Source organism: Bradyrhizobium sp. Tv2a-2, from assembly GCF_000472425.1.
In the GTDB taxonomy this organism is placed as follows: Bacteria; Pseudomonadota; Alphaproteobacteria; order Rhizobiales; family Xanthobacteraceae; genus Bradyrhizobium.
Map to the genome: position 1 here is coordinate 200,675 of NZ_AXAI01000008.1, position 23,320 is coordinate 223,994.

The 23,320-nt window shown below is 62.7% G+C and carries 27 protein-coding genes; 26 read left to right on the forward strand and 1 reads right to left on the reverse strand.

Annotation, left to right across the window (positions count from 1 at the left end):
- The first annotated feature begins 1 nt into the window (after position 1).
- The 15 genes from A3AI_RS0118810 (at position 2) to A3AI_RS43055 (ending at position 13,385) form a co-directional block, all read left to right on the forward strand.
- Positions 2–205: a hypothetical protein gene (locus A3AI_RS0118810; protein ID WP_024517061.1), complete on the forward strand. Its 204-nt coding sequence runs from the start codon at positions 2–4 to the stop codon at positions 203–205.
- The gene (locus tag A3AI_RS45370) at positions 202–2,886 is read left to right on the forward strand and encodes an NUDIX domain-containing protein (protein WP_051382441.1); all 2,685 of its coding nucleotides are present in this window, start codon (positions 202–204) and stop codon (positions 2,884–2,886) included. Before A3AI_RS0118810 ends, A3AI_RS45370 begins: the two co-directional genes overlap by 4 nt.
- Complete coding sequence (locus A3AI_RS0118825; protein ID WP_024517062.1) at positions 2,886–3,335, forward strand: dATP/dGTP diphosphohydrolase domain-containing protein; 450 nt, start codon at positions 2,886–2,888, stop codon at positions 3,333–3,335. The genes A3AI_RS45370 and A3AI_RS0118825 overlap by 1 nt, the downstream gene beginning before the upstream one ends.
- Positions 3,336–3,645: 310 nt before the next feature.
- Positions 3,646–5,259 (forward strand): hypothetical protein, encoded by a 1,614-nt coding sequence (locus tag A3AI_RS0118835; protein WP_024517064.1) that lies wholly within the window; start codon positions 3,646–3,648, stop codon positions 5,257–5,259.
- A 78-nt stretch (positions 5,260–5,337) separates the two neighbouring features.
- On the forward strand, positions 5,338–5,679 hold the full coding sequence (locus tag A3AI_RS0118840) for a hypothetical protein (RefSeq protein WP_024517065.1): 342 nt from the start codon (positions 5,338–5,340) through the stop codon (positions 5,677–5,679).
- A gap of 209 nt (positions 5,680–5,888) precedes the next feature.
- The gene (locus A3AI_RS45375) at positions 5,889–6,788 is read left to right on the forward strand and encodes a head-tail connector protein (RefSeq protein ID WP_051382442.1); all 900 of its coding nucleotides are present in this window, start codon (positions 5,889–5,891) and stop codon (positions 6,786–6,788) included.
- A gap of 1 nt (position 6,789) precedes the next feature.
- The gene (locus A3AI_RS47720) at positions 6,790–6,945 is read left to right on the forward strand and encodes a hypothetical protein (RefSeq protein ID WP_156927849.1); all 156 of its coding nucleotides are present in this window, start codon (positions 6,790–6,792) and stop codon (positions 6,943–6,945) included.
- Positions 6,942–7,334 (forward strand): hypothetical protein, encoded by a 393-nt coding sequence (locus tag A3AI_RS0118855; RefSeq protein ID WP_024517067.1) that lies wholly within the window; start codon positions 6,942–6,944, stop codon positions 7,332–7,334. Before A3AI_RS47720 ends, A3AI_RS0118855 begins: the two co-directional genes overlap by 4 nt.
- A gap of 1 nt (position 7,335) precedes the next feature.
- Positions 7,336–8,286 carry a hypothetical protein gene (locus A3AI_RS0118860; protein WP_036048702.1) on the forward strand — a complete coding sequence of 317 codons (951 nt, stop codon included), beginning with the start codon at positions 7,336–7,338 and terminating at the stop codon, positions 8,284–8,286.
- Positions 8,287–8,301: 15 nt separating this feature from the next.
- Entirely contained in the window at positions 8,302–8,496 is a 195-nt protein-coding gene (locus A3AI_RS0118865) for a hypothetical protein (protein WP_024517069.1), read from the forward strand.
- 69 nt (positions 8,497–8,565) lie between these two features.
- Entirely contained in the window at positions 8,566–10,527 is a 1,962-nt protein-coding gene (locus A3AI_RS45380) for a hypothetical protein (RefSeq protein WP_024517070.1), read from the forward strand.
- Positions 10,528–10,596: 69 nt separating this feature from the next.
- Positions 10,597–11,034: a hypothetical protein gene (locus tag A3AI_RS0118875; protein WP_036048704.1), complete on the forward strand. Its 438-nt coding sequence runs from the start codon at positions 10,597–10,599 to the stop codon at positions 11,032–11,034.
- 90 nt (positions 11,035–11,124) lie between these two features.
- Positions 11,125–11,517, forward strand: coding sequence for a hypothetical protein (locus tag A3AI_RS0118880; protein WP_024517072.1), 393 nt, complete (start codon positions 11,125–11,127; stop codon positions 11,515–11,517).
- 177 nt (positions 11,518–11,694) lie between these two features.
- Entirely contained in the window at positions 11,695–12,933 is a 1,239-nt protein-coding gene (locus A3AI_RS0118890; RefSeq protein ID WP_024517073.1) for an N-acetylmuramoyl-L-alanine amidase, read from the forward strand.
- Complete coding sequence (locus tag A3AI_RS43055) at positions 12,933–13,385, forward strand: phage virion morphogenesis protein (RefSeq protein WP_024517074.1); 453 nt, start codon at positions 12,933–12,935, stop codon at positions 13,383–13,385. Before A3AI_RS0118890 ends, A3AI_RS43055 begins: the two co-directional genes overlap by 1 nt.
- Here A3AI_RS43055 and A3AI_RS0118900 read toward each other — a convergent pair.
- Positions 13,382–14,014 (reverse strand): GIY-YIG nuclease family protein, encoded by a 633-nt coding sequence (locus A3AI_RS0118900; RefSeq protein ID WP_024517075.1) that lies wholly within the window; start codon positions 14,012–14,014, stop codon positions 13,382–13,384. The two genes, A3AI_RS43055 and A3AI_RS0118900, sit on opposite strands and share 4 nt — an antisense overlap.
- A 29-nt stretch (positions 14,015–14,043) precedes the next feature.
- Between A3AI_RS0118900 and A3AI_RS0118905 the strand changes: the two genes are divergently transcribed.
- Genes A3AI_RS0118905 through A3AI_RS0118955 form a run of 11 tightly spaced genes read left to right on the forward strand, consistent with a single transcriptional unit; the run spans position 14,044 to position 23,292 of the window.
- Positions 14,044–15,873: a phage tail tape measure protein gene (locus A3AI_RS0118905; protein ID WP_024517076.1), complete on the forward strand. Its 1,830-nt coding sequence runs from the start codon at positions 14,044–14,046 to the stop codon at positions 15,871–15,873.
- Between the two features lie 3 nt (positions 15,874–15,876).
- Complete coding sequence (locus A3AI_RS43060) at positions 15,877–16,374, forward strand: hypothetical protein (protein ID WP_024517077.1); 498 nt, start codon at positions 15,877–15,879, stop codon at positions 16,372–16,374.
- Positions 16,371–16,685 carry a hypothetical protein gene (locus A3AI_RS0118915; protein ID WP_024517078.1) on the forward strand — a complete coding sequence of 105 codons (315 nt, stop codon included), beginning with the start codon at positions 16,371–16,373 and terminating at the stop codon, positions 16,683–16,685. The genes A3AI_RS43060 and A3AI_RS0118915 overlap by 4 nt, the downstream gene beginning before the upstream one ends.
- Before the next feature lies 1 nt (position 16,686).
- Complete coding sequence (locus tag A3AI_RS0118920; RefSeq protein WP_036048706.1) at positions 16,687–17,043, forward strand: hypothetical protein; 357 nt, start codon at positions 16,687–16,689, stop codon at positions 17,041–17,043.
- 12 nt (positions 17,044–17,055) lie between these two features.
- A complete protein-coding gene (locus A3AI_RS0118925) occupies positions 17,056–18,081 on the forward strand; it encodes a hypothetical protein (RefSeq protein WP_024517080.1) in 1,026 nt (341 codons plus the stop codon).
- On the forward strand, positions 18,078–18,839 hold the full coding sequence (locus A3AI_RS45385) for a hypothetical protein (RefSeq protein ID WP_024517081.1): 762 nt from the start codon (positions 18,078–18,080) through the stop codon (positions 18,837–18,839). The genes A3AI_RS0118925 and A3AI_RS45385 overlap by 4 nt, the downstream gene beginning before the upstream one ends.
- Positions 18,839–19,738, forward strand: coding sequence for a hypothetical protein (locus A3AI_RS0118935; RefSeq protein ID WP_024517082.1), 900 nt, complete (start codon positions 18,839–18,841; stop codon positions 19,736–19,738). The genes A3AI_RS45385 and A3AI_RS0118935 overlap by 1 nt, the downstream gene beginning before the upstream one ends.
- 1 nt (position 19,739) lies before the next feature.
- Positions 19,740–20,105, forward strand: a complete 366-nt coding sequence (locus A3AI_RS0118940) for a hypothetical protein (protein ID WP_024517083.1) — start codon at positions 19,740–19,742, stop codon at positions 20,103–20,105.
- Positions 20,106–20,114: 9 nt separating this feature from the next.
- Positions 20,115–21,362 carry a baseplate J/gp47 family protein gene (locus A3AI_RS0118945; RefSeq protein WP_024517084.1) on the forward strand — a complete coding sequence of 416 codons (1,248 nt, stop codon included), beginning with the start codon at positions 20,115–20,117 and terminating at the stop codon, positions 21,360–21,362.
- A complete protein-coding gene (locus A3AI_RS43070) occupies positions 21,359–22,123 on the forward strand; it encodes a UCP028438 family phage-derived protein (RefSeq protein ID WP_024517085.1) in 765 nt (254 codons plus the stop codon). The genes A3AI_RS0118945 and A3AI_RS43070 overlap by 4 nt, the downstream gene beginning before the upstream one ends.
- Positions 22,124–22,125: 2 nt before the next feature.
- A complete protein-coding gene (locus A3AI_RS0118955; protein WP_036048708.1) occupies positions 22,126–23,292 on the forward strand; it encodes a hypothetical protein in 1,167 nt (388 codons plus the stop codon).
- Positions 23,293–23,320 lie beyond the last annotated feature (28 nt).

The following is a 23,320-nucleotide window of genomic DNA, read 5'->3' on the forward strand; positions in this document are numbered from 1 at the left end:
GATGGAAATGATCGTGCCTGCCGGCATGTACGGTACGCTGCAGTGCTCTGGCTCTGGCCTGAACTACATCAACATCTATCCAGGCGCGACCATCAACGTCGATCCGGCTGATGTGAACGACCTGATCAATCTCGGCTTCACACCGGGTGCTGCGACGACCGACTACCCGACGCAGCCGGACCCGGCTGAGTTCGTCGAATCGTGAGCACCTTCGCCGCGCCGGAGTCCGCCACCAGCGGTCTGCAGGGATACGACCTCGAAGGCGCCAAGCAGTCTCGTTCGTTCTACCGCTACGGCGGCAAGATCACGCTGTCGCCCGAGAAGTGCGATGGCGGTGAGATCGAGAAGGCCGCCATCCGCGCCGCCGGCATCGCGCTCGTGACCGATGATGGCAAGATGCTCTTCGTCAAGCGCGCCGAAGGTGGCGACCATGCCGGCGAGTGGGGCATCCCGGCCGGCAAGATCGAGGCGGGCGAGACCGCGGAGCAAGCCGCCATCCGCGAGACGATGGAAGAAGTCGGCTACACGATCAAGGAGACTGACGAACGCGTCCAGCTCTCCCAGATCGCCAATTCCGACGTCGAGTTCACGACCTTCTTCCACCGTCTCGAAGGCGAGTTCGAACCCAAGCTCAATGCCGAACATGTCGGTCACCGCTGGGCATCCCTCGATCAACCACCAGAGCCGCTGCACCCTGGCCTGCGGGCAGCGCTGCCGCTCATCATCTCTCAGGCCATCGATACAACGATGAAATCCAACCAGGCCGTCGTCACGAAGCGCGGCGCAGGAGAAGGCGAAATGGAAAATCTCTCCTTGTTTGTGCAGCTGTGCAAAGTCGATGCCAAGCAGCGTATTGTCTATGGCACGGCCGTTGCCGAGGTTGCCGACCGCTCCGGCGAGATCTTTGACTATGCGACCTCGAAGCCCGAGTTCGAGAAGTGGTCGGGTGACATCGAGAAGTCGACCGATGGCAAGTCCAAGGGCAATGTGCGCTCTATGCACGGCAAGATCGCAGCCGGCAAGCTCACCGACATTGCCTTCGACGATACCCGCAAGGCCATCGACGTCGCAGCCAAGATCGTGGACGAGGACGAGTGGAAGAAGGTCGAGGAGGGTGTTTACACCGGATTTTCGATCGGCGGCCAGTATCTCAAGCGCTGGCAGGACGGTGGCTTGAAGCGCTACACCGCGCGCCCCGCCGAGGTCTCGCTCGTGGACCTGCCGTGCGTTCCGACCGCCACCTTCTCCATGGTCAAGGCTGACGGTACCGAAGAGATGCGCAAGTTCGCAACTCCCGCGGAGCCCGAGGCTGAGGCCGTCACCCCGGAGACCACAGAGGTCGAGAAGGCGGCGCCCACCATCACCAACGAGATGGTGGCCGAGCGCGCCGAGGCCCTGGCCAAGGCCTCTGGTCAGCACTTCATCACCCACATCGAAGAGGCTCGCGCCCAGCTTGAGGATGAGCTTTCCAAGTCGGCCGAGGCGGATACGTCGGCGGCCACAACCGAGACCGAAGCGACTGCCGAAGTCACTCCCGAGGCGGAAGTCGCCAAGGGCGCGGAAGGCGAGGTGACAGTCAACCTTGAAGTCGACGGCGAGAAGCTTGCCGAGGCCGTCAAGATCACCAGCGGCAACAGCTCGATCACCATGAAGGGTAACGGCGACATTGTGATCACGACTGGTGAGGCGGATATCGCCAAGACCACGCCATCCGATGTGGCCCAGGTCTGGATCTCCGATCGCCTGCCTGGTCAGCACTTCACCAAGAAGGGCGACCTGCAGAAGGCGCTCGTCGATCTCGATGCCAAGGCTGCCGCGGATGCGGCCGCCGCGCCAGTGCTCGATGCCATCAAGGCAGCGATTGGCGAGAAGACCTCTCTGCCCGATGGAGAGGTCGAGAAGCGCGAGTTCTCCGCAAAGGAGCGCGAGAAGGACGCAAAGTCCGGCGCGGCCGAGAAGGACGGCTCGTACCCGATCGAGAACGGGACCGACCTCGAGAACGCCATCAAGGCCTACGGCGAGTCCAAGAACAAGGCCAAGACCAAGCGCCACATCATCGCGCGCGCCAAGGCGCTCGGCCTGACCGAGAAGCTTCCCGAGGGCTGGACCCACAAGGTGGCGGAGGGCGACCTCACCAAGGGGGCGAACCTCTACTCGATGCGCGAGCTGATGCACATGCTCGCCTGCGTCGAGCGCATGGAGGACATGGTCGAGGTCGATTACGGCACCCCGCTGCCAAAGGAACTGACCGACAGGTTCGGCTCCACGCTGGTTGCGCTCGGCGACGTCGTGGCCGACATCCTCGACACCATCCTGGCCGCGATCGGCGAGGAGGAGGCGGCCGAGGCTGCCGGCTCCGTCACCAAGTCGCTGGAGCTGATCGAGCTGATCAAGCGCGGTGCACGCAACTCGGCGTCCGACAAGGCGCTGATCAAGCAGGCGCACGACGCTCTGACCGCCCTCGACAAGGACTGCTGCGGCGGCATGGACAAATCCGCCGAGACTGGCGACCTCGCCAAGGCGGACGTTCTCGCTGCGGAGAATGAGGCGCTCAAGACCACCATCATCGACATCAAGACCGTCGTGGTCGATGGTCTCGCCAAGAAAGATGCCGACATTGCCGCCAAGGACGCCACGATCGCCGAGAAGGATGCGGAGATCGCCAAGCTCAAGGAGCGCAACGCCGAGCTCGAAAAGAGCGCCTTCGACTTCGAGAAGTTGAACAAGACCATGCTCTCAATCCGCGCCATGCCGGCGGCCGCTCCCTATAGCGGCAACTTCCGCATCGCGGAGAAGGGCATGCAGCCGGAGGGGGCACCTGCCAGCGATGACGAGCTGCGGCAGCGTGCCAACGCTGCCCAGATGCGGCATCAGGTCCGCCAGTAATGGTCGCCTCCAAGCAGGTCTTTGGGCAGAACCCCAAAGACCTCGTCGGGGTGAAGAAGGTCGATCTTTCCCTCTTCCCCAGCATCGCCCATGCCCATGGCGCTCACGCATTCATGGACGGAGCCCGGAAGTACGGCCCGTACAACTGGCGTGAGAATGCCGTCCTTGCGCGGATCTACCTCGCTGCTGCCAAGCGTCATCTCGACTACTGGGAAGCAGGCGAAGAGACCGCCAAGGACTCGGGCGTTCATCATCTCGGCCATGCCATGGCCTGCCTTGCCATCCTTCTGGACGCGCAGGCGACCGGCAACCTGATCGACAATCGGCCGAAATCGCCAGACCTGATCAAGGCCTTTGATGCCCTCAACGATGCCGTCAAGGCTGCTCAAGAGGCGCTGGCGAAGGCGAGTGCGCCGCAGGCTCAGCCTGTCGCTCAACCGGCTGTCTGACGCGGCCATCGACTACGCCATCTCGATCATGGTCCTCATCACATTGATTGCGCTCGCAGCCTCTTGCGTGCGCCGCAAGCGCTCCGACAGCTCAAAGTCGTAGAGCCAGCGCCAAACGAAATTCTCGCTGACCTCTCCGGGGACGGGGAGCGAGGCGAAATGCCCGCGCGCGATGTCACGCGCTCCCGCTCCGGGGACGGAGCCAATGGGAGTTGCGACCACCTCGCTGCACCAAAGACGCGCTTTCCGCCGGGGACGGCGATCCCGCGCGCAACCACCCATCCATCCATTCCAATTTTGGAGAACGAAGATGAACGCCACCGTGCGTGACATCAAGTTCGGCGACGCGACTCCTCTGGATCTCCAGAAGTCCTGGGCGCCGATCTATTCGCAGCCCGGCGTGATCGACCGCGCCCAGATCGCTTCCGAAGTCGCAAGCTTCCTTGCGGCCATGCAGAAGTCGCTCGCCACCAACGAGTTCGTGCCCGAGGGTGAAAAGCTCTGGAAGAGCACCTTCAGCCAGGCCGGCTCCGCCACCTCGGGTCTGACCTACTACGATCTCGAGCTGGGTGCGAAGTTCCTGTACCCGGTGCTGACCCCGCTGCGCAATGAAACGCCCCGCGTCTCCGGCCGTGGCGGTATTCAGGCCAACTGGCGCGCCGTGACCGGCGTCAACACCGGCGCTCTGCGCATCGGTGTCTCGGCCGGCAACCGTGGCGGCGTGCAGTCCGTCTCGACCCAGGACTACACCGCGGCCTATCGCGGCTTCGGTCTGGAAACCAACGTCGACTTCGAGGCCGAGTACGCTGGCCGTGGCTTCGACGACATCCGGGCGATCGCGGCCAAGGTCGGCCTCGAGGCCACCATGATCGGCGAAGAGATGCTGATCCTGGGCGGCAACACCTCGATGAACCTCGGCACCACGCCGACACCGTCTGCGACCGGCGCGATCACCGGCGGTTCGCTGGCGGCTGCGACCTATTCGGTGATCTGCGTCGCGCTCTCGTTCGACGCTATGGTCAACGGCTCGGTCGCTGGCGGCATCCAGGCCTCGATTACCCGCACCAACGCTGACGGCTCGTCCGACACGTTCGGTGGCGGCGCGGCCCGCAAGTCCGGTAGCGGCACCGCTACCGTCGCTTCCGGTACCGCCGGCTCGATCACCGCCTCCGTGACCCCGGTCGCCGGCGCGTGCGGCTATGCTTGGTTCTGGGGCGCGGCCGGCTCGGAATTGCTGGGTGCGATCACCTCGATCAACTCGGTTGCGATCACCGGCACCGCGACCGGCACCCAGACGGCGACCTCGCTGCCTGCTGCCGACAACTCCACCAACAGCCTCGTGTTCGATGGCATCCTGACCCAGATCCTCAAGTCTGGCTCTAATGCCTACGTCAACGCGCTCGCCACCGGCACCGCCGGCGTCGGCACCCCGCTGACCTCGGACGGCTCCGGCGGCATCGCCGAGATCGACGCGGCTCTGAAGGATCGTTGGGACAACTACCGCCTGTCGCCCGACACCATCTGGGTGAACTCGCAGGAGGCGCTCAACATCTCGAAGAAGATCCTGCAGGGCAACAGCAATGCGGCCCAGCGCTTCGTCTTCGACAGCCGTCAGGACTCGCTCGGTGGTGGCGTCATGGTGCGTTCGTACCTGAATCGCTTCTCCATGGGCGGCGCCAAGACCCTGGACATCCGCATCCATCCGAACATGCCGGCCGGCACGATCATGATGACCTCACGGTCGCTGCCGTACCCCGTCTCGGGTGTCGCGAACGTCCTGCAGATGCGTATGCGCCAGGACTACTACCAGATCGAATGGCCGCTGCGCTCCCGCAAGTACGAGAGCGGCGTCTACGCCGACGGCGTGCTGCAGTGCTACTTCCCGCCCGCGTTTGCTGTCATCAACAACATCGCGAACGGCTAATAGCCAACCGAGGGGAGCGTTCGCGCTCCCCTCTCTCCCCCGCCTCATCCCCCGCATTTTTCCTTCGGAGCACCAATCATGGTTCGCCTCGTCGCGCCAGATGGCGTCACGCATTTTTCCCACAACGGTCACGAGTTCGAAGTCGGCGAGGACGGTCATGTCGAAGTCGCCGACCACATCGCGCCGCATCTTCTGCCGCACGGCTTCCGGACGCCGGATACCGTGATCGCCGACACCACGCCTGTCCATGGCGTCACCCGCAAGGACTTGATCGACGTGCTCGAGTTGTTCGGCGTTGGCGTCAACGGAGCGATGCGCTCCGAGAAGCTGATTGCCGTCTTCCGCGAGACCGTCAAGGCCAAGACCACCAAGCCGGTCAAGACCGCTGAAAAGGCCGTCGAGAAGCAGGCCGCGAAGTAACCCATACCCAAAGGGGCAGTCGAGATGACCGCACGCACAGTTGTCGTTCCGGCCGCCCCTCGCGCCCCACAGGTTCCGGCGACGGCGAAGGTTGTCGCGGAGCCGCAGGTCCCGGTCGGTACGGCGCACATCCAGCATCAACATCCGCTCAATATCTGCCCGTGCCCCGATTGTCGGGGTCTCGTTAGCTCATCGAATGGTTGCCTCTGATGCTCGCATGGACTGAAGGCAAGACCCCGGGCGAGGACCGCAGCTTCCCCCTCGACTGGACCGTCAAGCTCGCCGGCGACACCATCACGACATCGACATGGGCTGTCATCGGCGGCGATGCGCCGGCCGCCGGCACGCTCGCCATCAACTCGTCGAGCCACACCAACACGGGATCTACCGTCGTGCTGTCCGCCGGCAATGTCGGCATCCTCTACACCCTTGCCAACACGATCACGACCGCGGCTGGCCAGACCTTCGTCGAGTCGGTGCAGCTCCAGGTCAATAGCCAGCTCGCGTCGGCAGGTCTCACCACGCTCGACAACGCGCTCGGCTATCTCGGCGCAGCCAACGACGACAACGGCAACATCGCCCGCCTGATCAGTGTCCTATCGACCCAGATCGAGAACTGGCTCGGCTATTCGCTCGCGCAAGGCTCGCGCACGCGCACCTTCAACGGGCAGGGTACCCGCCGCTTCTTCGTTCCAGACTTGCCGCTGGTCTCCGTGCAGTCGCTGACCGTGAACGGCCAGACGATCCAGCAGGGCGCATGGTCGGGCGCCACGCAGCTGCCGGGATTCTACAACGACGCCCGTTCGATCTTTCTGGTTGGCTACGAATTTCGCCACGGCTTCCAGAACATCTCGATGACCTACACCTCCGGCTACTCGCCGATCCCGTTTGACGTCGAGCAGGCCTGTCTCGACTGGATGAAGATCGTCTATTCGACGGCGGGCTCGACGCCGTTCGGATCGAACGTGATCCGTGTGCAGGCCGGCGACTCCTCCTTTGATTTCGGCGGCGATGGCTCCGTCACCTCCACCAAGACAATCCCGATGCCGGCATCGGTCTTTGCCGTGCTGAACAATTACCGGCGCGTAGCCATGGTGAGCGGGTTCTGACATGAGGACGAAGAAGCTTACCAGGGAAGAGGCACACGTGCAGGCGCGCGCCCGCGAGACCGCAGCAGCCAAAATCGAGCGCATCAACACCTACGCGCGGTCCTTCTCCGACATGAGTATCCGCGTGCTCTACCCTGACGCAGAAGGCGACGAGTGAGCGGGCTCTATCCGCGCACGGTCGAGATCCACCGCCCAAAGACGGTGGCCGCCGCATCCGGCGCGGCCGACACTATCGGCTTGACCGGATATTCCGGCATGACCGTCGATACGAGCTCGTCCGATCCGCAAGGAGAGACCGTGCTCTTCACCGGGGTGCCGGCGAGCATTCAAGCCGCCGCCACGGGGCGCAAGCGCGACAGCGCGCTGCCGCAGGACGCCGTCTCCAATCCGACGTGGAATGTGTTCATCCCGGCCATGGCCGTTCCCAACGGCTCGATCCGCGACCGCGACATCATCATTGACGACGAGCAGTATCGCTACGAGGTCGGCCAGGCCTATTGGAATATGCTCGGCTACAAGTGCATGTGTATTCGTCTGGAGGCGTGACGTGGCAGATTTGTCGGACGTCACCGCCTATCTGGCGCAACAAGCCTTCATTGCCGTCTATCCAAACGGGACAGGCTCGGCATCCGTCGCCGGCATGGATTGCCGCATCTTCGAGGGCTGGCCGCTTCCCGACCAGCTCGACAACGACCTGACCGGCTTCATGATGGAGAACGGCGACAAGGTCAAACGTCCTGGCGGCGTCTGCGCCAACGTCTCGATCTTCCCGATGCTGGGGCAGGGCGCGCCGGTCCCTCAGATCCAGAACAAGACCCGCACGATCAGCCAGCCCACCTATGGGCTCACCTTCACGGTCGTCGGCAACACGCTTACGGTGTCCGGCCAGCCGGCCGCGGGCGAGTATCTGACCATCATCGCCGACGACGAGTACGTGTTCTCGCGCGGTGGCGCCACCACGCAGGCAATACTGGCTGCGCTCCTGGCCGATGCGCAGGCGGCATACCCGCAGGCGAGCGCAACCTCGACCTCGCTCACCGTTCCCGGCACGCACATTCTCGTCGTGCGGCAGGGCGGCGTCGGCAAGGTGGGAAGGGTTATCCACCGCCAGAAGAACTCGATCATGGTCACGGTGTGGGCGCCGAATCAAATCGCCCGCGCCGCCTTTGCCAAGGCCATCGACGTCCAGATCAAGCAGACCATCGTCACGACGTTGTCTGACACGTCGCAGATCAAGGTCACCTACAACCGCACCAATACGATCGACGAAGAGCAGTCCAAGGGCATCTATCGCCGCGACCTGGTGTTCGATGTCGAGTATGCGACCCTCGAGATATTCGACGCCTACGTGATCACCTCGACGCAAGTGTCGATCATCAACCTTGCCGACACGACAACAATCGCAACGGCCGTGACGGGCGGCGACCCCGTCAACGTCGTCAACCCATCGCTCGATTTCAGCGATCCCGACGACTCCCAGTACATACCTGAAATCTAACGACGGGGCACGCCAGTGAGCTTCCATCTGACCTGCATTCACGAGTTCGGAAAATACACCAAGGGCCAGCGCATCACCGATCCTGATGAGGTGCGGATGCTCATGAAGGATCGCGATCATCACTTCGTGCGTACCAACGCGCCCAAGGAGGTGAAGGAGGAGATCGTGGCTCCAACGTCAGCTCCGCCTGATCCTTCGACGCTGCTCTGAGCCGCAAAACCTCAATCCTTCTCTTCGTAAACCCGCCCGCCAAGGCGGGTTTTTTATTTGGAGCAACCCATGCCTCAGACCTTCCTTGACGGTCAGGAGAATCTCGCCGCGCTGACCGTGCCGGGCGAATACACCGACATCATTCTGCCTCAACCGCAAATCGTCGGCACGCCGACCAACATCGAGGGTCTCGTCGGCGTCGGCAGCTGGGGCATCGTGGGCGCTCAGATCCCCGGCTCCACACCCAACGACGTGGCGCTTTCGGTGGGCCCGCCCGTCGTGCGCGCCTACGACCTCGCCTCCTACGTGGCGGCCTCGAGTCAGGTCGGCGGATCGATCGGATACATCATGATCCGCGTCTCCGACGGCACGGACACGGCCGCGAGCGCCACCCTCGGTGGCGTCCTGCTGACCGCCAAATGCACCGGCATCCTTGGCAACCAGATCAGGGCATCGATCCAGAACGCGTCGCTCGCCAACTCCTACATGGGCGTAGTCTCGTTCCCTGGCAAGCAGCCCGAGCAGTTCAACAATGTGCTCGGCCCCGTGCCAGCGAGTGCGACGGCGACCTTTACCGGTCAGCCGGCAGCAAACGACACTTTGACCATCGGCGGCACGGCCATCACTTTCGTGACCAGTGCGCCGACCGGAACGCAAGTGCAGATCGGCACATCCGTGCCCGTCACGCTGTCGAACCTGCTGAGCTTCTGCCTGTCGTCGCAGGACACCAATCTGATCAAGTTCACCTATTCGGTCGCTGGCGGCTCCAACGCGCTGACGATCACGGCGAACCAGTTCGTCAATTCTGGCGCACAGTCCGGCGTTGGCGGCAACGCACTGACGCTGGCCAAGACATCGACCAACATCACAGTCTCTGGAGCGACGCTTTCGGGCGGTAGCGGCACCTGGCAGACCTTCTGGAATAACCTCGCCAACGTCATCAACTCGGGCAACTTCTACTCGCCGGGTCCGAGCTCTTGCGTGGTTGCGACCGCCCAGACCTCGACCTTGCCGCCGACATTGTCCTCGCCCGTGACGCTGACCGGCGGCACCGACGGCGCCTCCGGCGTGACTGATGCGACCCTGATTGGCCAGGATATCTCGCCCCGCAAGGGCATGTATATGCTGCGCTCTTCGGGCTGCGACAGCTTCACGCTGTGCGACCTTGTGACCTCGTCCTACTACTCCGCCATCGTGTCCTTCGGCCTGTCCGAGAACATGCTGCCGATCGTGGGCACGGTCTCCGGAGATACCATCTCGAACGCGACCGCGACCCGCATCAACTCCGGCGTCGACAGCCCCTGGCTGTGGCTGATCATGGGCGACTACCCGTCGTTCTATGACAACTACAATCAGGTCACGCGCGTCATCAACCCGGCTGCGTTTGGCATTGGCATCGCCGGCAACCTGTCGCCGCAGGAATCGCCGCTCAACAAGCAGCTGCTTGGTGTCACGGCCACCCAGCGCGTGAGCCTCGGTCAGCCCTATAGCATGACCGAGTTGTCGCTGATCAACACCGGCGGCATTGACGCCATCCTCGGCCCGGCCCAGTCGCCAGGCGGGAACTACTTCTCGTTCGCCTCTGGTCGCAACGTCTCGTCCAACAATTCAGCGAACGGCGTCGAATACACGCGCATGACCAACTGGCTCGCGCGCGCGGCGCAGTCGAAGGCGGCAGGCTCCTTCATCGGTCAGTTGCAGTCGATCCAGCCCAACGACCAGACGCGCGAAAACGCCAAGGCGCTGTTCGATGGTTTCTCGGCCCAGCTCGCAAGTCCGCAGGTTGGGCTCGGCATCGGCGGTCAGGGCATGATCGATGCTCCGTGGAAGGTGATCTGCGATTCCAGCAACAACCCGGCGCCCATGCAGGCCCGCGGTTACCTCTTCCTCTACTGGGAAGTCCGCTACCTGAACGTGGTCCGCTATTTCGTCGTCAAGTTCATGGGCGGCGGAAACGTCGTGGTGACCTCGTCGAGCACCTCGTTCAGCGATGCCGCCGCGCTGAACGCGCAGACAACCATCAGCAGCTAACGCCGCTTCCGTCATCTCTAGCCCGATCTCAACCCGCCCTTCGAGGCGGGTTTTTTATTGGAGAGCCCAATGCCCTTGAACGGGATGAACACTGGCGTCGACTACGCGCTGTCGTACTACGATGCGACCAGCGGGACGCTGATCGACCTTGGTGACGTGCAGGACGTCACCATCACGGCGATGAAGCACGACATCAAGAGCCAGCCCTACAACAACGTGCCGCGCTACGCCTTCGTTCCCGACGGCTACGACGTCAACTTCAACATCACTCGCACCGACTCGACGTTGGAAGATTTGATGGTGACGCTGGCGCAGAACTTCCAGTCGGGCAAGGTGCAGTCGCCAGGCTACCTCAACCAGACCATCAGAAATCCGGATGGTTCGGTTTCGCGCTACCAGTACACCAACTTCGTGGTGTTCCTGACCGATCACGGCAACATCAGCCGTGACAAGACGACGACCCTGAAGCTCACCGGCCGCGCCAGCGACAAGGTCCAGCTCGCTTAACGCATGATTCGCCAATGAGGCCCGTCCGCAAGGCGGGCCTTTTCTTTCCGCGTCATTTCATCCCCATCCCCAACCGATATGAGAACAGACATGCAGCTCACCGAAAGCGAAATCCGCCTGCAGCGCTACAAGCAGGTCGAGCGCGAGGCCGATGCCTGGGGCCGCGTCATCGGCGTCCGTCGCCTCAAGCCATCCGAGCAGACCAAGGCTGCCAGCTTCACCGCTGACGTCACCGGCTATGACGAGGTGACCACCGAGCAAGGCCTCAAGCTTGCCATCCCCCATCGCACGCCCCTGATGGTGGTTGCATCGGTGTGCGAGATCGATGGCGCCCAGATCCCGTTCCCCAGGAGCCGCGCCGAGCTCGATGCGATGTACGATCGGCTTGATGAGGAGGGCCTCGCCGCCGCCAGCCGGGCGGTCGCGAAGCTGCAGGCCGATGCGCTCAGTGCCGGCGACGTCAAGGAAGAAGCAAAAAACTAGCCGAGGACCCCATTTTTAGCTGGCAGTGCTTTGCCATCAAAAACGGGGTCCCGTTCGACGTCGCCCTTGCGATGCAGGAATATGAGTTGATCGCTTTCTGCATCACCTTCGCCCGTCTTGAGCACGGCAAGACATGGGACTGGGACAATATGAAGTTCATCGACCGAGGCTAACGCGATGCAGATCGGCCTGATCACCATCGACGGTCGGGCAATCGGCATCATTTCGCTCGAGCACGGCACCCACGAGCGCCCCAATTACGTGCCGCCAGCACCATCTCTCCTTCATGACGCCTCGCTCATGACGGAAGAGGGGGTGGGTTCGGCCGGTCCGCGCCACGCGCCAGGCTACGGCTCACCCAGCCACGGCGGCGACCGTTACACCTCAAGGCAAGTCGACGGCGCGCCATCGCCCGTCGTCGGCAACCGCGTCTACGGCCGCCTCGCGGATGCGCGCGACCGCGCGCGTGAAGAGCTCAAGGCCCATCCTGAGCTCAACGAAAAGGCCATGCACATCTTTGCCGGCGAGAACCCGGACCCGGACGCCTCTACCGCGCTCTGGGAGGAGACCATCAACCGCATGGCGGTTCGTGGCACGACGCTGGATAAGGAACTGCGCAGGACGAATGAGGGTGGCTATTACGAGGGCTGGCGCGACGAGGTCTCGACCGCCACACGCAAGACCCTCGAAGCGAGCCGCGACCGCGCGCTCAACTACTCCAACGTCTCGAATTATGCGACCGACAACTCCTCCGGCGGCCTTGCCCGACGCGACCGAGAGAGCGGCAATTTCACCGAGAAGCAGGTCTACAACGGCGAGCACTTCTTCGGGCCTGACAACCGCATCGCCGCCCATCAGCGCGCCTATAACGATCTCGTCAATGAGAGCGAGTCCATGGCGCGGGAGACGGGCGGCAGGGCGGTCAGCGCGCCATCGTCGACACCGACCAGCTCGATGACCGCACCCAACGGTCAAGCCCCTCAAGCCTTCATCTTCCATCACACCGGCGGCGGTGGCGGTCCGGAAGGCGTGCGCGACACGCTAGAAGGGCGCCACCTTGGCGTCGAGTACATCATGGATCGGGAAGGCAACATCGTTCCCGGCGGCGGCAACATGCGGTCGCACATGCTTCCGGGATGGGGCAAGGGCGAGGGACTCTCCAACAACAACACGGTTGGCATGGAGGTCATCGCCAGAGACAACAAGGACGTCACGCCAGCCCAGGTCGCGGCCGCAAGGGCCTTCATCGCCAAGAACTACCCGAACACTCCGGTCTACGGCCATGGCGAGGTCAATCCGGGACACAAGGAAGCGGACGAGGGCGCTGCCATCGTCAACGCCATCCGATCTGACCGGGCCAGTCAGGCCGCGCAGGCCAAGCCGCCAGAGACTAAGCCGGACGACGGGAAGATCTGATGACCAAGGAACTGAGCCTCTTGGGTGCGGTGGAATTGTTCTCCACCATGCAGCTCGAGATGGAGCACGAGAACCATGTGGCGCTGGAGCGCTGCGGCAAGCTCGTCACCAAAGAGGTCTACCGCGTCGTCGGAACGTATGATTATGGATGGAAGCCTCTGGCGCCGTCCACGCAGGATCAGCGCGAGAGTCTCGGCTTCGAGCCTGATGAGCCCCTCTTGCGTACGGGATCGATGCGGGACTCGGTCTGGTACAAGGCCGACCACCACGAATGTCAGATCGGCACCGACAACCAGATCGCAGTCTGGCAGGAGCTTGGCACCTCCAAGATCCCGCCGCGGCCATTCCTTGAGGGGGCGCTGAAGGAAAAGACGCCGGAGGTCCTCGACATCATCGGCCATCAGATCGTCGGAGCGCTGTCCGGCGAGGCGCGCGAGGTGGATGAGCTCTAGGAGCCGCCCTTCGCGATGAAAGCGATCACTAGCACGACGCTAAAAACCACGACGCCGATAACGCTGTAGGCCACAGCCGCGGCCGGATAGCGCAGGTACCACGGCAGGCCAGCCAGGATACCCCATCGCCGTCGCGCCTTCCTGGCGCCAACGTCTGCCGCGGGATCGGGCTGTCTGGCGAGCAAGAGAATATGCGGCACCATCTCGGGTGCCACCTGCTGGATCGGAAAGCCGAGCCGCTGGGCCGCCTCGTAGACGGCGCCGATGGCGATCGAAGCCGGGACCCGAAACCACTCGTCGCCGCCGTTCGGGATCTTCTGCTGCTCTAGCAGCGCGTGCGCGGCGCGCTCGATCCGCACGTAGGTCATCTCCGGCGCCACACCCACAAAGGCGAAGCTCAACTGCTCCGCCGATCCCGTCTGCAGCTGCGCGCGGCGCGCAATCGGGTCGATGGCGGAGCCGATCTTATGCCGCCCGCTCTCGTCGGCCAGCACATAAACGAAACCTCCGGTCATCTGGCCGGAGGAGGAGACTTGGCTGGAGCTTGAGAGCTTTCGGAAGTCTTCCGGGCCGAAACTGATGCCCGGCCGAAGGCCCGCGATGCGCGGGCCACTAAAGAAAAATCGCATCTTTTCAATGCCTTAAACGAGGTGGCGACGTGGACGTCTACAAGATTGGCGTATCGATTGTACTCGCCAACGGCGTCTCGCCGGTCCTTGCGATCATAGGTCGAGACCTGCTCGGCCTCCATACCTCAGTCGACAAGATCAATAAGAATTTTGGGGGCTGGACGGCGGCTCTCGTCGGGGTCGGTGGCCTCCTTGGCGGCTCCATGATCCTTGGCGCCATGACCAAGCTCGCCGAGAAGGCGGGCGAGTTTCAGGATGCGATGATCAAGGTCTCGCAGCTGAACCCGAAGGTCGCTCAGGTGGTCCAGAGCGGCGAGCTGCGCAAGGAAGCCTTCGAGATCGGCGCCAGGTTTGGCATGAAGGCAGAAGACGTCGTCAATATCTACGGCGGCATCTTCGGCGCCATTCAGGACGTCGGCGAATCGAAGGAGATCCTTCCCTACGCATCCGCCTATGCGCGGCTGATGGAGTCGCGTCACCCGGGAAGCCACCCGGAAGAAAGCATCAGGACGCTCATCAGGGCAGGCGAACTCTCGGGCCGCCTGTACGACGACAAGGGCAAGATCGACCCAGCCAAGGTCAAGGACTGGTTCGACATGGCGGCCATTGCCGAGGCTGCCACCCACGGCCAGGTCAATGCGCAGACCTTGTACGGCATGGCGCAGCAGGCCGGGCCCGGCTCGCTCCGCGGCCTCTCCCGAGAGGGCTACGAGCACATGATGATCCTCTCCCAGGAAATGGGAGGTCAGCGTGCCGGCACCGCGCTGTTGTCACTGCGTGGACAGATGACCGGCGCCATGCTCGCACGCAGCGCAGATGCGATGGCGCACTACGGTGTGCTTCGCGCCGGCGAGTACGAGATCGGCAAGGGCGATCATGTCCACATGACGCCGGAGGGGAGCAAGCGCCTGCTTGGCCTCCTCAACGACGATCCGGTGAAGTTCGTCGACATGATGGTCGAGCAGCTTGAAAAGAAGGGCATCACCAACAAAGACGACCAGATGCGCGCCATCACCGAGATGATCGGCCGCCAGACATCTCAGCGGCTCGTCTCCGACATCGTCGCCCAGCGCCAGCAGATCGACCGGGAAACCCAAGGCCTCAACCAAGGCGCGACCGTCGAGCAGGGGTTGCATCAGTACGCCGACGAAAGCGTCAACTACAACCTGCACAACATGCATGCCGCATGGGACCGGCTGATGGTCGCCATCGGCGGCCCGCAGGGCGAGCACTTCATCTCCGTGCTCAAGGGCATCACGGGCGCCTTGGACTGGGCGACCAAGCTGAGCTCCGAGCACCCCCAGATGATCAAGCTGATCGGCGAGGCGCTGATCGGTGTTGCGGGTGGCCTGATCGCCATCGGCGCCGCCTCCCTTCTCGCCCTCTTCGGCACCGGCGGTGTGATCTTCGCCATCGTTGCATCCGTCGGAGCCCTGGTCGCCGCGAACTGGGGCTATGTTGCCAACGGCTTCAGGGAGCTCGGCGACATCATCTGGAAGGACTGGACCGAGAAATTCCGCGCCATCACCAGTGGTCTTGCGGCGTTCTGGGACTTCATCGTCTCGATGTACGACAAGGTGAAGCTATTCGTTGCTCCACCACAGTCTCCATCGGATCAGAAGAGCGCCGACGACCTCGTCAACGGGTTGAAGAGCGGCATCCAGCTGCAGAGCTTCCATCCCGGCTCCGACGACCGGCGCCACGGAAATCTTACGCTCTCGCTCAATATCGACGGGCGCACGCTCGCGCAGACGGTCAGCGACCAATTGCAAGCGCTCACCGAGTTCTCGATGGGCGGCCCGGCCGCGGACGGCATCGGCCGTTACTCCTCCGGCGACCACAATTTCGGAAGCGTCTAGCCCATGGCATTCGATATCCCTGCCGACGTCCTCTCTCTCGGAGGCTTCGTCTTCACGGACTATTCGCCGCCATCGGAGATGCCTGCCGGCGGCCGTCAGGCGATGGTCATTCACAAGCTGCCCGGCGGCGCCCGCGTCATTGATACGCTAGGGCCAGACGATGCCGACATCCAATGGAACGGCTTCTTCTACGGCTCCGACGCCTATCAGAACGCCCTGCAACTCGACGCCATGCGCGCGGACGGCCAGGTCCTGGCGCTAACCTGGGGTGGGCAGTACCGCTCGGTCATCATCAGCGACTTCAAATACTCCATTCGCCGCATGCCGGTATGGGTGATCTATTCGATCTCCTGCACCGTTGTGCAAAACCCGATGCAGGGCGACCTGTCTCAGTCAACATCGTCGGTCGATGATCTGGTCAGCTCCGACCTGTCGAGCGCCTTGGCCGCAACAAGCGACCAGGGCACCGCGATCGGCGGCGCCGGAGGGAGTGGGCTGTGAGCATTCCATCCAACATCATCAACGAACTGACCTCGCTGCAGAAGCAGGTCGTTGCCGCCAAGCCGCTCCAGCAGGCGTCGCGCGCCACCATCGTGGCGCTCCAGCTCAACGCAGCGCAACTCGTTAGCGACATCGAGACCGCGCTCACTGCGCCAAACAATCTGCTCGACACATGGTCGGCATCGATCGATCCAGGCGCGATCGTTAGTGGCCTATTGTCGGTGGTCTCGACAGCGCAGGACCAGTCCACCCTGTCGTTCATGCGCGGTGTCACCGGCCGCGCCGCCTCGAATCTCAATCAGCTCACCTGACATGGCAAACACCGCAGGCTACATCGCGGCGACCATTCCCGCGAAGAAAATCCGCGCGTCCGGAACAACCTTGTTCCACGTCGCCATGATGCAGACGGGCGACCCGCTGCAGTGGGTTGCCATCGCCGAGCTCAACGGCATCTCCGATCCATGGATCGATGGCGAGATGGAGATCCTGATCCCTCCGGTATTCCCGAGTGGGCAGCAGGACGGAATCCTCGATGCGATCAGGCTGTCCAACGCCGGCGTCGTCACTCCGCTCGCTCCAGCGCAGCAGGCGCCAGCATCGACAACGGCTTCGCCGGCGATGCTCTCGTTCGATCAGTCGCAAGACTCTCAATACCTGCCCCTCATCTAGAAAAAGCAGCGCATGGCAATCACTTCCGGAGCCGGCCCGCACAAGGCCTGGCTCAACGTCGATGGCGAGACGCTCGCCATCGAGAACGGCAGCGTGACCCAGAGCGCCAAGCGCAAGACGTCTTCGTTCTCATGCGCGATACCGATGAGCGTGAAGGGCGCCTACGAGACGCTTGCCGGTCTCGGTGACAACAATGCGACCATCACGGTCCTGACCCGCGGCACGACGGGGACGCTGATCACCGGTGAGGTCGATCGGGTCAGCATCGATTACATCGGGCGAACCATCAGGGTTACCGGGCGAGACGGCTCCGCCAAACTCCACGACAACAAGTCGAGCGAGAAGTGGCTCAACAAGATGCCGAGCGACATCGTGTCCGATCTGATCGGGCGCGTCGGGCTTTCCGGCAACGTGACCTCGTCGGCGCTGATGGCCGGCAAGAAGGTCTCCTCCGACTTCGTCAAGCTCTCCGACAACGTCTCGTTTGCCTACATCATCCACAAGCTGGCGCAGCTCGATAACGCCAAATGGTGGGTCGATCCGAGCGGAAAATTCCACTACGTGCCGATCGGAAGCCCGGCCGGGACCTACTCGATCTTCATCAATCAGGACCAAGAGCCGATCGTCTCGGACTGTCTTGATCTGAACATCACCCGCAACGTGCAGGCCGGAAAGGGAATTTCAGCCACGGTCAAGAGCTGGCACCCGAAGCTGAAGCAGACCTTTCAGTATCAGTCGAACGTCGAGGGCAGGGGCGGACCGGTCCAGTACCAGTACCACATCCCGAACCTGACGCAGGACCACGCGACGAAGTACGCGCAGTCAATGGCGAGCGAGAAGGCGCGTCATGAGCTGACTGTGTCGGCGACCGTCGTCGGTGATCCTACCGTCTATGCCGGCATGGGGCTGAAGCTCTCCGGCACCAAGTTGTTCGACCAGACTTACGACATCGATACCGTTCACCACAATTTCGGCATGCCGGGTCACCGAACCCACATCACCGCGCGCGGTGCAGGCGAGGGGAGGTCGGCATCATGATGGGCGACGGCGATCTCGAGAACATCATCCTGCACACCGTGGAGCGGTGGTGGTCTGGCCGCTACAGCGAGAAGCACGGCATCGTCACGAGCTACGATCCCGTTAAGTATCTCGCCAAGGTGAAATTCCAGCCGGGCGGACAGGAGTCCGACTGGCTCCCGATCGAGACCGGCCACATCGGCAATCAATACGGCATCGCTGTCGGCCTGCAGCCCGGAGATGGCCAGACGACCGGCGACCAGGTCGTGGTCCGCTACCAAGAGGGCGATGTCGAGGCCGGCAAGATCGTCCAGCGCGTCCACTCCGACAATGACAAGCCGCCGACCGTGCAGTCAGGCGAGCTCGTCGTCTGGACAAGGTTTCAGAAGTCGGATGGCGGCAAGGAGTCGGCGCAGGGCGGTCAAGGCGGCACCGGACAGCAGATTTATTTCAAGAACGACGGCTCGGCCACCATCACCGATGGCAACGGCGCAACGTTGGTCATGGACGGCAACGGCAACGTCAAGCTGACCTGCAACAACCTGACGATCACCGTGAACGGCAACTGGATTTCCGACATCGCCAAAATTGTAACGATGGTGGCCGGCGGAGACATCGGTCTTGGCGCTGGCGGCAACGCTGAGATCTCGGCAGGAAAAATCACAGGCCTCACCGGCGGTGCCTCCGTCAATATCCAGGGTGGCGGCAGCGTCTCAGATGGATCTGTCACTCCAGCGAGTGGCGGTTCGATGCAACCTCCGACGACAGTGACGCCGTAATGACCCAGCTCGCCGATTTCAGCTTCGTCATCAACAATGCCTTGCAGACGATCCACGTCGGCGCCATCTTGGCGCCGCTTACGACAAACACCTTGGCCGCGAACGTTAGCCTTGTGCAGTTCGATGGCGCTACCGGTGTCGGTCAGATCACCTACAACGACCGGCAACCGCTGCCGGAAGCCTTCTCCGACCCCTCGCCATATCAGACCTACGTCAACCAATGGATCACCGCCTTGGCGTCCGGGAGTCCGGCGCTCACGCTTTCGCAGGCGCAGGCGATCAAGTGTTCGCTCGTGAATGCGATCTACGCCGTCAAGCGTCAGGCCGCGGTCAGCATCCACGTGACCGCGGGGACCTATTCATGGGACGCGACCGACAGCACCGTGGAGCGCGTGCTCGCGCCGCTCTGTGGGCTGCTCTATGTCGATCCGGTCAATACTGTTATCGGAGAAGTCAACACGCTGATTACCGAAATAGATACGACGTTAAGCACGCTCAACAGCACATGGGCGACCAACTTCAACACGCTAAACAGCAATTGGCCTTCCCAAATTCAGGCTGCCCTCAATAATCTGGTGAGCGAGATCAATGCCTCGCTGCCGTTCCAGAGCGGCGGCGCAACCATAGCAGGCGTAACCGGACCTTCGGCGGTGACGTTTGATAGCGGCCTCTCCGGTTTTTCTGGAAACTCTACGCTGACGGCACCGTCCATCAGCCTGATCCCAGTCGGGCAAACGACGCCTGTAACCCTGTCACCGACAGACCTGCAGGCGATCGTGGTCGCCATCAACGCTCAGAATGCATCGAAGCAGTCGACCAGCCTGTCCAAGCAGGCTGCGATCAACGCTCTCACCTCGATCACCTCGGTGGTCTCCTACGACGCCACGACCGGATGGTGACATGGCTGATTGTGATCTTGAGTGGGGCGGCGACTTCGGTGTCGACGCCACCGGCGACCTGTTGCTGGTCGATGGCGACGACGAGGTGCGCCAGCGCCTCGAGCGTCGTCTCTTCACCGCGGCGAAAGGCGGCTACGTCTGGCATCCAGAGTATGGCGCGGGCCTGCCCCAAAAGATCGGCAGCGTGCTGTCGCAATCCGAGATCCAGTCGATCGTCTCTTCGCAAATCGCGATGGAGGCATCGGTCGCCCCAAACCCACCGGCGCAGCTCACCGTCGACAAGCAGGTCGGCGGCACCGTCACGATCAGCATCAAGTATTGGGACGCTCGGACCGGCGAGTCGGTGTCCTTTTCCATTACGGCATAAGGGGCGCGAATGGCTACGCTGCCGACCCAATCGTTTCAGACGATCGTCACCAACACCGTTTCCGGCATCCAGGGTCGCTCGTCCAAGCTTATCAATTTCGCGATCGGATCGACCCTGCGGGCGATCGCGGAAGGCTTTGCGGGCGTCTTCCTCTGGTTTCAGGGGATGGTGTTGCAGCTGTTGGCGGCGTGCCGGCTATCGACCGCGAGTGGCGTCGATGTCGACACCTTCACGGCCGATTTCATGCCGACAGTCGGCATCTCCAACGGCGTAGCGTCGCCGCGACTTGGCCCGCAGTTCGCAAGCGGACAGGTGACGTTCGCGCGCTTCACGGCCGCGCCCACGACCTGTTTCATCCCGGCCGCAAGCGCGGTGGATGCGAGCGGCTCCATCACCAATGCGGGGACGAACAACGCTACAACGATGAAATCGAGCGATGGCTCGCAGTCATTCGTTGTGATGGCTGACACGACCAACCCCAACTACTCGGCCACGCTCGGTGGCTACACTTTGGCTTCGTCTGTCGCCTCGATCACGGTGGCGGCGCAGGCACAGTTCCCGGGCAGCGCCGGCAATGTCGTGGCCGGCGCGATCGCTGTGATGACGTCACCTATCACCGGCATCGACACCGTCAACAACGTGGCCGCCTTCACCAATGGCGCCGATCAGGAAAGCGACAGCGCGCTGAAGCGGCGCTTTGCCGCCTACATCCTCGGATTGTCGCGCGGCGACTATTACGGCCTGAACGCCTCGATCGAGGGGGCGTCCGTCACGGTGCAATGGACGCTGACTGAGTTCTACAATTACGATGGCAGCTACCATCCGGCTTACTTCTTTGTCGTCGCCGATGATGGGAGCGGCAACCCGTCGGCAGCGTTCCTCGACGTCATCCGCACCGCTGCAGAGGCCGTGCGGCCGCTCGGCAATCAGTGCACGGTGTTTCCGCCCGTCATCATGACGGCGAACGTCTCGATGACGATCACGAGCGCGCCTGGCTACACCCACACGGTTGTGGTGGCGCAGGTCGCGGCCCTGATTGCCACCAACATCAACTCGCTCGGTCTCGGCAATTCCCTGCCGTGGTCGCAGCTTGCGGCGTGGGCCTATTCTGTTCCGGGCGTGACCGGCGTGTCCGGCGTGCTGCTCAACGGCGCGGGTGGCGATGCCGCCTCGCTCGCCACCACCAAGAAGACTCAGGACGGTCAGGGGACGATCTCCTACGCAACCATCAAATCCGGGACCATGACGATCGCATGAGCATAACCGGCAGCTCGTCCAATATCTCCGAACGCGTTTTTCGGGTCCTTCCCAAGGGGTGGTTCAAGTGGGCCGCACCGATCCGCAATGCGATCGTCGGCGGTCTCTCGGATGCCGCTTCATGGTGCTATGGCCTGATCGGCTACGCACGCGCGCAGACGCGCCTTTCGACCGCGTACGGCGTCTGGCTCGACGTCTGGGCGTTCGACTTTCTCGGGCGCTACCTCGTCAGAAACGGCGCGCCCGATGCCGCCTTCCGGGCGCTGATCAAGGCGACAGTTCTGCAAGAACGGGTCACCCGCAAGGGCATGATCAACGCTATCACGGCCCTGACCGGTAAGGCGCCGATCATCTTCGAACCATGGAATACTTACGACACTGGCGGATATTCGAACGCCAAGGCCGGTCAGGTATGTGGCCAATTCGGCTACGGCGTCGGCCAGGGCGGCTACGGCAGCATGGTGCTGCCAGCGCAGACCTTCATTCAGGTTGACCCAGGCGTCGGCGCCGGCATTCCAGATGTCGGCGGATACGGCACGGGCATCATGGGCTACGGCGTCGGCGCGTCCGAATATGCCGGACCAACCATCGAAGAGTCCGGCGTCACGCCGGCAATGATCTACGACCTCATCAACAAGACCAAGCCGACCGGCTCCACCTGCTGGGTGCTGATCTCGAGCATCTCACAGGGCAGCCTGATCATGTCCGAAGGCGGCGCCAACATAACTGCCGATAATGGCTCTCAACTCATTGCAGGGTGACGATGCTGAAAATCTCGCGACTCTCGATGCTGCTTGCCGCTGTTTTCTTTGGCGCGTCCGCGCCCGCGCTCGCACAGACCACGGAAACCTACACAGCCTACATTCTCGGCTTGCAGTCCGTCGGCGCGCTCGTCGGCAACGAGCGCATCGGAGCGGTGCAGGGTGGCACGTCGAAAGCGACATCTCCGCAACAGATCCTCGGCATGATCAACGGGGACTGCTCCTTCTCTGCATCCATCATCTGCACCAAGACCAACGGCGTTGCGTTTGCGCCGTCGGCGACGATCAATGCTCTCAACGCCGGAAACATCAATGCAGGCGTGCTCGGGTCCACCTATGGCGGTGCGGGCACCGTCAACGGCGCACTCAAGGGCGACGGCACCGGCAACGTCTCGAAGGCGGGGTGCAGCGATCTAGCGGGAGTAGCTCCGTCCTGCGGGACTGACGCGACCAACGCCAGCAATATCAACACCGGCTTTCTCAATTTGTCACGGCTTGCCGCTCCACTCACGAGCCCAACCGTCAGCGGCAACACATCCCAGCTTGCAACGGTCGCGACGGGGACCAAGACGGCCAATCATGCCGCAACGTGGGATGTGAACGGCAACATCCAGGATGGTGGCGTGTCGTCCGGCACGGTCACCGAGCAGAAGAACACGGCTGGCGCTGGTCTTGTAACGTCCGGCAACTGCGATAACACCAGCACCAACGCATCGAGTCCTTGCCAGTTTGCTGTAACGGCCGGACAGGTCCCAGGCACGGCGACAAATGACAATGCCAGTTCTGGCAATGTTGGGGAGATCATCCAGTGCAACAACACCGTGAGCGGCATGAGCTCTGGTGTTCCATTCAACTTCTGCTCGATCGTCTTGACGCCCGGCGATTGGGACGTCTCCGGTCTCATGATGATGACGGGCTCACCGTGGACGGTGCAGGTCGTTGAGTTTGGCATCAGCACAACGTCTCTCACCATGCCGTCCACTACAGGCACGCTGGCGGCCTTCGCTGGTCCGTTCGTGCAATATTACAATGTATCACTGGCGATTACGCCTTATCGCATCACCGTCGCTACTAGCACCACCACCACGATTTACGCCGTCGGCGACGTGACGTGGAACGCTGGCGGCGGAAGCATGGCTGCCCGCATCGAGGCGCGCCGTGTGAGGTGAGCCAGACCTTCTTGATGCACGCGCCTAA